Raw genomic sequence first — 10,915 nt, forward strand, 5'->3', positions numbered from 1 at the left:
TGTTTACTAAACTCGGTCGATTCTTTTTTAATATTTAGGTATGAAGTCCATATTACTTTTAGATCTTCAACATCTTTATTAGGATTAATAAAATCCTTTTCAGTAAGAATGTTCGCTTTCCGTTCTTTTAATTGATCAATTAAACTATCTAAAATTAAATCATATTTGCCAATTATTTCTTCCAAATCTGTTTGAATAATATCAAGTGTTTTATGAAATTTTGAATAAAATTTTGATTTATCAACTTTTAATAAAGAGAAACTTTTCTTCTCTGATTCAATATCTACAATGAGACTATCTATATCATCTTCTAAGATCTTAGATTCTTTATCAAAATGCCGGTCTAATTCCTTCCACCTCTCCTCACTTATAAGAGTTCCGCAAAAAGCGCAATTACTTAGTTTATCTTTATGATAAGATCTACCTTCATTAACCCAACGATTCAAAATTGCATTTTTAACTAATTCTTCAATCTTGTTAGATGAACTAATTTTTTTTGCAACCAGTTTTTCGGTTTTTTCAACAAAATTAGATAATCTAATTTTAGGAAGTTCAATTATAGAAAATTCATCTAATGCTTTTTCTAAACTCAGCTTTCTAAACTGTTCAATTTCTTCTAAAGATAACTCTTTATACGATTCAGATAATACTTCTCTAATATCATTACTAAGTTTCTGAACATTATAGTTTTGATCGCCAAATCTTTCAGATTGATATTTTATTCCATTTTTTCTATCTGTCGCTTTATCACTTAATTGCTTATCTAATGCTCTTTTCGCATTATCCCATACTATTTTAGCATCATCATAACTGCTGATTACTTGAACCCTTTTAGCATACAATCCTGTTTCTTGACCCTGTTCCTTTTTCCCAAGCTCATCTTCAATCGTTTGAATTTCGGTTTCAACAATATTATTGTTCTCACCTAAAATAGCAAATGATTGAATGCCATCATCTTGATGCACAATAAATTTTAAATTTTCTTTAATAAAGTCTTCATTAAAAACTCTAATTTTCTTCCCATGAGATGTTAGGTTGTTTTGCGTTACTTCTTTATCAGAAAACTTCACACAAAATTCTGGATTGTTATATTTATCCGATATCCTCCCCATCTCTAGTGCTCTAATTATTCGAGATAAAGATGTCTTTCCAGAATAATTTCGCCCATAAATTATATTGATGTCTTTAAAGGTATCAGCAGCTCCCCCATTATTCCTAACATTAGAATCCCATTCAAAACCTTTAAAAACCGCAAGGTTGCCGATACTTTTAATTTTCTTAATCATCAATACTACCCATATTTTTATTCAAAGAAATCTCACCCGACATCAATTTCGGCAATAAAGTATCTCTTAAATTAATTAAACTCTGATTTTCTTTTGCCTTTGAGGTAATTTCATCATATAGCGTTTTGACCGTTTTAGTATAAGAGACAACCACTTTGTCATCTGGGCAAAAAAAGCTTATTTCTCTGAAATTTTTCTTACTAATTTCCTGAAATGTCGTACCTGATGCTCGGCCTTTTATCTCAGCCATATTAGCTTCACACCACTGAATTAAATATTCAGCTGAATATTTCATATTTGGTAAAATTGCTATATAGCCTTGATTAATAGCTACTTCAATTTTCGCCAAAGCCAAATAACCAACTGGTGCACGAGATGACATCAACACAGTATTTTTTGGCAATAAGCCTGAACTAATTTTTTTCAATCCAGCGTCTGTTATTTTTCTGTCCGTATTTAACAAGATTTTATCTGTCAAATTTGATAAATCTTTAGGTGTTGTCCAATGGTTATTTCCTTTATCCCAAAATTCATCATTTTTTGTTGATGGTGTTGCACCACCGACTGTTTGAGTTTGTTCACCTATAGTCGAAACCTCCCACCCCCTCGGCACTTCCCCCAATTCACTTTCGACCAACTCATCAGGAAATAGTGCTGCCGTTGCTTGTAATTCTGCAAAATCTTCCTTTGCCATTTGCTCAAGCTCAGCTTCACTTTTACCGCTAATCGCACACATGGCAGCACGTTCAGGATCTTGCCCTGCTTGCTTCGCTGCAATCTTGGCACGCACAGGTTCAAAGTCAATAAACCAACTTTTAAAAATGGCTTGAGCAATAGATTCTAGAGTTTGGTTGATTTGGTTGTTGAGGTGGATTTTGTCGTCTAAATCGGAAAGGATTTTACCGATAGATTTTTGCTCATTAATTGGAGGAATTGGTAAGATAACTTTTCTAAGCTCTGATTGCTTAATTCCCTTAACAGTTGAACCAGTCGCTCTTGCTTCTAATTGGTTTTGTACAAAATTAGATTGCATTAAAAATAATAAAAAATTATTCTCTAGGAAATCAACTTTCCCTCGTAAAGTTACTATTCTCTGCGCTAAAGCAACGTTTGCATCCTTAATTTGTGCAACTTCACCTAATGGTGCTTCTGTTGTTACAACAATATCACCTACTTGAGGAATACCTCTAACCATCCAACTTTCATAATCTTCATCAGCAATAAATTCATCCATTGGTAATATTCGACCAGATTTGACAACTTTGGCAGTAATTAATGGAATACCGTTGCCCACTTTCTTTGGGGTCTTCCCCCTATAATCAATTAAAGCGTCTAAAGCATCTTCTAATGGTATTTGTTGCCAACTTATAGGGAAATTATAACTCACACCTCACCTCCAAATTCTTTCTTAATCGCCCAATAGCCACGAGTACCACCTACACGCTCAAGCCAGCCTGCATCTTTCAAATGGTTCAGATGCTTTTGTAAGGCAGATTGATTAATACCAAGTTGTTCTGCCAAAGAACGATAAGAAACTTTCGGATTATGCTGAATTAAAACTAAAATTTCTTGCTGGCGTTCGGTTAATTGGCTTGCTTCAATTGCACCACCTAAACCCTCAATTGCACCACTTAAATGATCAATTGCACCACCTATTGCACCACCCTCCAACTCAATCACAGGACGATATAACTTCACATCAAAGAAATCACCTGTTTCCACAAATTCAGGTGTTGGCAAATTCTCTGCTTCACACATCTGTTGAATACGTTGCAAACCACTGCCCCAATGCTCAATATAACCTAGCTCTCGAAACACACGAGCCAATACCCGATTCCGAATTTCCGAGCGTCCTTGCAACAAGTCCGCTTCGGTTAAACCATTGGGCAATCCACCTGGGGAGACAATATTGACCAAATCATCATATACAGCGACTTTGATATTGCGCCCAAAGTTACTGTAATCCCTATGTACATAGGCATTAATTAAGGCTTCACGAATAGCATTTTCTGGAATTTCCAAATAGTCATAACGCTTTAAGCCACGAATTTCGGCACGTAAAGACAAATGGTTTTTAATAAAAATTTCGGCTTGCTCAATTTGTGAAAACAAGTCACCTGTATATTCTTTACGGTCTAAAAACACGCTCATATTGGTGCCTTTAAATCGGGCACATTGGGTCATCACATGCTCATATTGACCGAGTAAGATCAATAAACCATGACTGGCATAACGCTGCCCCTGCTCTTCAATCACTAACTTTAGGTTCAACATTTTTTCTAAAGTCAGTGTTTTATCAGCAGCTTTGAACGCTGCTTCCAAAACCGTTAAATCGAGCTTTTCTAAAGGGTATTGATAATTGGCTAAGGCATCAAAACTGATATTTAGTCGTTGCAATTCCAGTTGTTGAATATGCTCAGGCGATGCCACACGGTTACTTGCACCTAGGCGGATATATGTACCTTGCTCACGTCCTACAGATTTAAGGTAATACGGAAATAAGCTACCTCGTGCGACTTCCACAACCAATAACTCTACGCCTGCAATATTCTCAATATAGATTTGTGCTGCAAGTTGTGGGGCACACAACTCATAAATCATGGATGTGATTTTATCTTGCAACTCAAAAATATCATCTTGAATCCCAACCAACTGCCGATCATCAGTGACTCCAACAATCAACTTACCGCCACTACCGTTCGCAAAAGCAATTAATGTTTTGGCAATCTGCTGTCCTTTCGGTAACTGCTGTTTAAACTCTAGCGTTTTGCTTTCGCCTTTTTGAATCTCAAGTAGCAACGGTTGATCAGAACTCATAACCTAAGCCTTTTAAATTCTTTTTGATTTCACTTTCCAGTACAGCACTTTCAGCAAATTGCTGTTTCAGTTGTCCTGTTAAGCGTGCCATCTTCTCGGCAAAAGGTTCACCATCATCTTCCTGCTCGGCTGCGCCCACATAACGCCCTGGTGTCAGTACATAATCATGCTTTTGAATATCTTTTAACTCAGCCGAGAAACAAAAGCCTTTTTCATCCTGATAAGCTTTGCCCTCAAAATTTCCACCTTGCTGCCAAGCATGTAAAGTATGGGTAATTTTGGCAATATCTGCATCGGTAAAGTCACGCAGTACACGATCTTTCATATAGCCCAAGTTGCGAGCATCAATAAACAAAGTCTTGCCTTCACGATTGGCTTTCTTTTTATCTAAGGACAAACCATTCTTTTTGTCCTTGGTCAAAAACCAAATACAGGCAGGGATTTGCGTATTGGTAAACAGTTGCCCTGGCAATGCAACGATACATTCCACCAAATCTGCTTCAATCAGATTTTTACGGATTTCACCTTCATTGTTGGTATTGGAACTCATCGAACCATTGGCAAGTAAAAGTGCCATACTGCCTGTTGGTGAGAGATGGTGCAGCATGTGCTGCATCCAAGCAAAGTTGGCATTGCCCTGTGGCGGTGTGCCATATTTCCAACGTACATCACTTTCTAGTGAAGCGTGCCACCAATCCTTAATATTGAATGGTGGATTTGCCATAACAAAATCAGCACGTAAGTCTGGATGCTGATCATCTAAAAATGTATCGGCATTCTTTTTACCAAAGTTAAAATCAATACCACGAATTGCCATATTCATGGCAGCAAGTTTCCAAGTGGTTGGGTTGCTTTCTTGTCCGTAAATCGAAATATGCTTTTTCTGTTCGGATGCTTTGTAGTGCTTTTCCTGTGCATGTTGCTCGATGAATTTTTCACTGGAAACAAAGAAACCACCTGAACCCATCGCAGGGTCATAAACACGACCTTTATAAGGTTGCAGCATTTCTACAATCAAGGTCACGATACTTTTAGGTGTGTAATATTGCCCACCTTGCTTGCCTTCCGCTAACGCAAACTGCCCTAAAAAATATTCATAAACATGACCAAGAATGTCTTTACTGTGCAGACTGAGCTTTTCACCGTTGTATTCAGGTTTAGTAAAACTGGTGTCAGAAAAAGTATTGATCAAATCCAACAGTTTGTCATTATCAAGCTGGTACTGTCCTATACGATTCAAAATACCTTTTAATTTAGGATTGGCTTTCTCAATTTCATCAAAAGCATTATCGACTAACCAAGAGATAGAACGTAGTTTGACATCTTGCCCATGTTCATCTTGCCAAATAATCGAGCCAATCGCTAAAGCGGCTGTATTTTGTAATGTCGTCCAACGTGCCGCTTTAGGCACCCAAAACACATTTTTTTCTTGATAGTAATCAATAATTTCCAATTCATCAGCGATTGCTTGTTGGTATTCCTCTTCTGTGTCGTATTGATCACGAGGCATGTAATAAATGTTGTGATCATCCGCTTGTGCAAATAACTCTTTAAGTTCTGCCTGACGTTCATCAAAGGCATCTGCTACATATTTTAAGAAAATTAGTCCAAGGACAATATGCTTGTAGTTGGCAGCATCTAAGCTGCTACGTAATTTATCAGCGGCTTTCCAGAGCTTATCATCTAAGTCATTTAGAAACTTTTGTTCCAATGAGTTCATTATTTATCCTCGATCAATGGTCAACCGCTGTGGTTTTATACTTAATGTTCAATAGTTTATTACGTTAGCACATCTAAGACGAATGAAAAGTCATGTACTACACAAAAAAATAAAGACATATACTATTTTATATTTTAATCCCCTAACAAAGTACAAAGCTAGGCACCCTTGGATAGATACGACTATATATGTCGCTGACAAGTATAATAACTTCTAATTAACAAAAAAAATAAGAGAACTATAATTCTCTTATTATATCTCATTGATATTATTAGCTTGGTACTCATTACAAAATCGAGTTCTGTATTTTTCTGCCAATTGGTTTGGGCTAATTTACAGCCCTTACACTTTGTCTCAGACTCTGTTTTATCTCCTTGGCATCATTGACCGCTTGAGCAATCGATGCTGCTGATACGACATCAGACCTCACCTCAACAGCATTTTGCTGATCATTGTAAAACTCCTCCACTATATCCAGTCCCTCATCACCTCCCACCTCAAAGCTAGCATTGCAATAACCTTGTCGTGCGACATGATCTAAAGCCTCCTGATAAAATCCTACTGCCTTACTCTGCTCATCAATTTGTTTGGCTGACGTAATCGCATCTTTCAGGTTTGTGCCATCTCGTAAAGTTAAATCCACGTAGTAGATTGGGGTGCGGTAGCTTTGCGTAGTGCTTTTACCTCTTAAAGTCAGTTGCAACGGTAGACATGACAGTAAATCACCCGATGCAGCATGGTAATAACGTAGTCTTGCTGCCAAAGTACGAATGCTATTAAAGCCTGTGGTTCTAAAGATGAATGTGCCGAACTCATCGGATTCATCTAAATTCACGTAAAGTCTGCCGTAGGGCTTGCACAGCCCGCCTTGTGCTAATGGACAGAGATCAGGTGATGGACATGGATGCTGCTCAATTCCATTATGTCCCAGTCGCTGACAGGTTTCTCCATTGCCTGAACAGATTAAGCGTCCTGTTTGTCGGTCAAACAGGCTGTACTCTGCCCGTAGGTTCAGTTCAGGATCGTTGAAGATCATGCGGACTGGAATGCTTCTAAGTTTTTGATTTTGATTGGGTGCTTTGGCACGTAGTTGTTCATCCAGTGGATGTTTGACCCAGCCATCCTTGTTTTGGATCTGGCTGGTGATGGTAAACTGGTCATCCTTTTCAGGCAGACGTTTACCATTCTTTTCAACCACTTTACCGATACTGATTCGCCCTAAAATTGGCGGTGTAATAGCTAAACCTTTAATCATGTTGTTTGTCCTATAAATAAAATTTTACTGCTTACCCCTTGTTATGTAAGTAAACAGAAATATGAAAAGCTATGACTTCGCAAAAACCGCCATTGTTGGTCTACCGCTCCTTCGGGAGTCGGTAGATCGGAGGTGGTTTTTTGCGCTTTTTGGAAGATTGGAAATATCGACGTGATGGATTCAGTCATCGGTATAAATCTGAAAACGTCGTGTTCCTGCCTTGTTTTGTGGAAATTGCTCAAGCATTTCGGGATGAAGTTTGAGTACAGCCTTACTGTCTAAGCCAATCGAGTCTTTAGATCGTTTCCACGTCACTGAACCATTGGCAAATGTTGCACGTTCAGCATCCTTCATCAGCATTTGGATTTGATGCTTGGTTTCATCAAAGTTATTTTGATGCTGCTCAATGTGATGCTTTTCTTGAATCAGTTGAGCAAACAACTGATTGGCTTGTTCATTTTGACTGAGATCTTCGACACTGAGTGGAATATGTTGAGGATAGAGTTGCTGAATGGCTTTAGCTGCTGATTCACTGGCATCGACTGAAGGTGGCGTGTCATTTTCCACACACTCCCAAAAGTATCGCTCAGCATTCACAATATGTTGAATGACTGATTCACTGCGTACCACTTTATAGATACGAGTTTCATGACCACAGATCAGCACACAAATATGCGCTGCCTTTTTGCCTGTCACCGCCAATTGATGTTGCACCTGACACAATACGTATAAAGGCACACCATCTCGCCATAACTTTGCTCCATATTCCCCTGCGGTTTTGCATTCTAAAATCTGTACTTCCTCACTGCCCACCACCGAGTAATCTAAGTTAGCCAGCATAAAATGCTTATCCTCATCAGGATGTTGTAGTACTGCATTGATACGACGGACTTTGTTGTTGGTGTGCATGCTGTAGTATTCAGCGACCAAAGGTTCAAGCTGTTTGCCCCAATATAAAGGTGCATGTCCTGCACTTTCATCTTCAATGGATTGTTTGACTCGTCCTGTTTTGATCATCCACAGTTCAAGCATCGACATATAGGGATTTAGTCCACACGCTGCGGCACAATCACTACTACCAATACCTTGACGTCTGACTTCAAGCCATTCTGCTTGAGTCATATTCTTTGTGTTAACCAAGCGTTTGGCTGTGAATAATTTTGGGACAATAAATGGAGTACTTGCCTGTTGAATGGATGGATTTAAAATTGCGGTATTCATATTGAAGTCCTGATTATTTTGCTATGTAAAATGATGGAGATCACAAAAAATGGGCATAAAAAAACCACAGCCGAAGCTATGGTTTTAATAATTTTTAAAATTCGAAATTCCATTTAAAAATGCTTAGTTAGGTCTAACTTTCCATGATTGAAAAATGTATATTTCGCACTATGCAAGCATGTTAAGTGCCTGTTCCAATCCTCGTTGTTTGATCGATGCGCCAGCACCAAACCAAGCTGAATCAAGTCGGTGATCGGTACTCATGGCACGACGTTCATGGTCTATAAATTCTGTGATTGAACACAGTAATCCATAGGCTGTTCCTTTGGCTGAACTTAGCTCCGCACCTCGTCCTTGACCATTAAACATTTCCATAGCTCGACTCATCGATTTCGCATTTGGTTCAGCTTTGTCCTTGCCATTGGCTTGGGCTTGTAAGGCTACATCACGGTAGAACTGGATGATGTTGTCCTCCTGATCCACCACGTTGTTCATTGTGCTGTTATTGAACACGGCATCAAAGTAAGCGGATGCTTCCATCTGACTCACTTTACGTTGTGTCAGTTGCTTCATTTCATACATATGTTCCTCCCATGCACGTACTGAAATACCCAATTGCTGTTTGACCTTATCTGCATCAAATTTAGTACTGTGTGGAACTTTGACCACACCTGCACTGCTGCTCTGTCCTTTTAAGGCAATCGCTAAAGTGTTGTTACACACTACTCGGATCGAGGTAAATTGTGCGGTGGTGGCAAGGGTTCCGTCACATGCAGTTGCCAAAAGCATATAGCCATTACTGACATCTTTACCCTTTAACATGGATGTTTGCCCTGTACGTGCTAGTGCCCAGAATTTCTTGCCACCTTTGAGTACACCTGCGGTTTCAAGTTCAAAGCCTGATTGTTCAGTGAGATCACGATAAAATTCTAAAATCTCTCTCGGTTGGACTTCCTGAAAGCGTTGGCTAACAACTGATAGTGGTGCATGAGTATCTGAACGATAAAGCACTCGTTGTTCTTCATAAGGCAAGATGATACTTTGCCCTCGTTCATTCTGAGCCATATAACTGACATTGGAAGATTCAATGCGCCAGTCCATGCCTGCCTGCTGTGCCCAGACTTCGATGGGTTGGTTTTGAGTCAGTTGGTTCCCTAGTCCATGCCAAGGGGTTTCACCGACATAAGCCATTTGTTCAAGTTGATGTGCCATAGTTGTATTCCTTGTAAATTAAACTGAAATTTGAATCTGTGTGGATATGAATATTCTTTAGTGCAAAAGATGACTTGGAAATTTTTGGTAGCAGTTGTGGCAAAAGCACAAATTCTGCTGTGATGGTGTGCTTTGTTCAGTGAATGAATTCAACACACTACCCAATACTGTTCCTACAATTCCACCGACAATCGGTGGCAGATTGAAAGACTTTGCGACCGTGGTTCCCAATGCACCCAATGTGGTCGGTGTGACCAAATTGGTTAAGGTTGTATTTGATTGTTGTGTAGTTGCTTCAACCAATATCACATTCGTTGAATGACAAAAGGGACAGCTCAAGCTCATGGCTCGACTCCTTAAATTTTGGGCACAAAAAAGCCTGCTCGAAGGCAGGCTTTGTTTTCATATTTTCATGTGATCTCAAAAGAGCTTCATGATTCTCATTAGGATGTTATGGTTCTGAATATTTTTAGATTTAGATAAATTCATATAGGATGGTTAATTAAAATATGGTAGATGTTTAATATCTTTTTATAACAAATATTTTGAAGGTTCCATATGGAGTTAAAAGCATTTCAAGTAGAAAATTTTAGATCAATTGATCAAAGTGAGTGGATAAATATCGATGATGTCACAGCACTCATCGGAACTAATGAGTCTGGAAAAACAAATTTACTTTGTGCTTTATGGAAACTTAATCCAGTAAGTGACGATGGAAAAATTAATCTTTTATCTGACGCTCCCCGAAAACTTTACAGTCAATTAAGAGCAAGTGATAAATCAACAATTTTTATACGTTGTAAATTTGAACTTAATGAAAATGAAGCACAGCATATTTCAAAATTAAGAAAAACACCAAGCGAAGGTTTAAAGTTCACAACTGTTTGTAGAAAATATAATGGCGGATACACTGTAGATTTTCCTTATGAACAGGCATCCAATTTATCTTCATCAATTTTTCAAAACTTAATCACATCCAAAATAAAAATTATTAGTAAGTTACAATTACTTAAGAGTGAAAATGAAGAAAAAAGAGATAAATATCTTACTACTTTTGAAGCAATTGACTCAGAATTTCAATCTCCGATAGTTGATAAAGCTCGTCTTGAGAAGTGTATTTCTCTATTAGAGGATCTTTTTGATGAAAAAGCGCCAAAAACAAGTGAGCTTACTAAAGTCTATAATGATACATATGAATTTATTTCTTCACATTTATCCAATGTTGAAAAGCCTACTTCTGAAGAATTACAAAAGTCGAGAGATTACATTATTGAACAACTTCCTAATTTTGTTTACTACTCAAACTATGGAAATTTAGATTCTGAAATCTATCTTCCACATGTTATAGAAAATCTTGAAAGAACAGATTTAGGAGCTAAAGAATCAGCTAAAGTGAAAACACTC

General features: G+C 38.1%; 9 protein-coding genes. 1 reads left to right on the forward strand and 8 read right to left on the reverse strand.

Translation table 11 applies throughout. The features are described from left to right. From HMPREF0023_RS11625 to HMPREF0023_RS11660, 8 genes are all read right to left on the reverse strand, one after another. The coding region (locus HMPREF0023_RS11625; protein ID WP_008942185.1) for an AAA family ATPase at positions 1 to 1,286 on the reverse strand (1,286 nt) is incomplete at its 3' end. Then, positions 1,279 to 2,673 carry a restriction endonuclease subunit S gene (locus tag HMPREF0023_RS11630; RefSeq protein WP_008942186.1) on the reverse strand — a complete coding sequence of 465 codons (1,395 nt, stop codon included), beginning with the start codon at positions 2,671 to 2,673 and terminating at the stop codon, positions 1,279 to 1,281. The genes HMPREF0023_RS11630 and HMPREF0023_RS11625, both read right to left, overlap by 8 nt. Continuing rightward, entirely contained in the window at positions 2,670 to 4,103 is a 1,434-nt protein-coding gene (locus HMPREF0023_RS11635; protein WP_008942187.1) for a helix-turn-helix domain-containing protein, read from the reverse strand. Before HMPREF0023_RS11635 ends, HMPREF0023_RS11630 begins: the two co-directional genes overlap by 4 nt. After that, positions 4,093 to 5,823 (reverse strand): type I restriction-modification system subunit M, encoded by a 1,731-nt coding sequence (locus HMPREF0023_RS11640; protein WP_008942188.1) that lies wholly within the window; start codon positions 5,821 to 5,823, stop codon positions 4,093 to 4,095. Before HMPREF0023_RS11640 ends, HMPREF0023_RS11635 begins: the two co-directional genes overlap by 11 nt. A 328-nt stretch (positions 5,824 to 6,151) precedes the next feature. After that, positions 6,152 to 7,078, reverse strand: a complete 927-nt coding sequence (locus HMPREF0023_RS11645; RefSeq protein WP_008942189.1) for a hypothetical protein — start codon at positions 7,076 to 7,078, stop codon at positions 6,152 to 6,154. Positions 7,079 to 7,258: 180 nt separating this feature from the next. Beyond that, positions 7,259 to 8,299, reverse strand: a complete 1,041-nt coding sequence (locus tag HMPREF0023_RS11650; protein WP_008942190.1) for a YqaJ viral recombinase family protein — start codon at positions 8,297 to 8,299, stop codon at positions 7,259 to 7,261. A gap of 168 nt (positions 8,300 to 8,467) precedes the next feature. Further along, the gene (locus tag HMPREF0023_RS11655) at positions 8,468 to 9,511 is read right to left on the reverse strand and encodes a DUF932 domain-containing protein (protein ID WP_008942191.1); all 1,044 of its coding nucleotides are present in this window, start codon (positions 9,509 to 9,511) and stop codon (positions 8,468 to 8,470) included. 57 nt (positions 9,512 to 9,568) lie between these two features. Next, the gene (locus tag HMPREF0023_RS11660; protein ID WP_008942192.1) at positions 9,569 to 9,856 is read right to left on the reverse strand and encodes a hypothetical protein; all 288 of its coding nucleotides are present in this window, start codon (positions 9,854 to 9,856) and stop codon (positions 9,569 to 9,571) included. A 213-nt stretch (positions 9,857 to 10,069) separates the two neighbouring features. Here HMPREF0023_RS11660 and HMPREF0023_RS11665 point away from each other — a divergent pair. Beyond that, positions 10,070 to 10,915 (forward strand): AAA family ATPase (locus tag HMPREF0023_RS11665; RefSeq protein WP_008942193.1); only part of this gene is annotated, 846 nt, incomplete at its 3' end.

It is taken from the genome of Acinetobacter sp. ATCC 27244, assembly GCF_000156555.1.
In the GTDB taxonomy this organism is placed as follows: Bacteria; Pseudomonadota; Gammaproteobacteria; order Pseudomonadales; family Moraxellaceae; genus Acinetobacter; species Acinetobacter haemolyticus.

Bases quoted from the DNA above. Each gene is read 5' to 3' on its own strand.
- HMPREF0023_RS11635 (WP_008942187.1), bottom strand. From the start codon at position 4,103: ATGAGTTCTGATCAACCGTTGCTACTTGAGATTCAAAAAGGCGAAAGC.
- HMPREF0023_RS11640 (WP_008942188.1), bottom strand. From the start codon at position 5,823: ATGAACTCATTGGAACAAAAGTTTCTAAATGACTTAGATGATAAGCTC.
- HMPREF0023_RS11645 (WP_008942189.1), bottom strand. From the start codon at position 7,078: ATGATTAAAGGTTTAGCTATTACACCGCCAATTTTAGGGCGAATCAGT.
- HMPREF0023_RS11650 (WP_008942190.1), bottom strand. From the start codon at position 8,299: ATGAATACCGCAATTTTAAATCCATCCATTCAACAGGCAAGTACTCCA.
- HMPREF0023_RS11655 (WP_008942191.1), bottom strand. From the start codon at position 9,511: ATGGCACATCAACTTGAACAAATGGCTTATGTCGGTGAAACCCCTTGG.
- HMPREF0023_RS11660 (WP_008942192.1), bottom strand. From the start codon at position 9,856: ATGAGCTTGAGCTGTCCCTTTTGTCATTCAACGAATGTGATATTGGTT.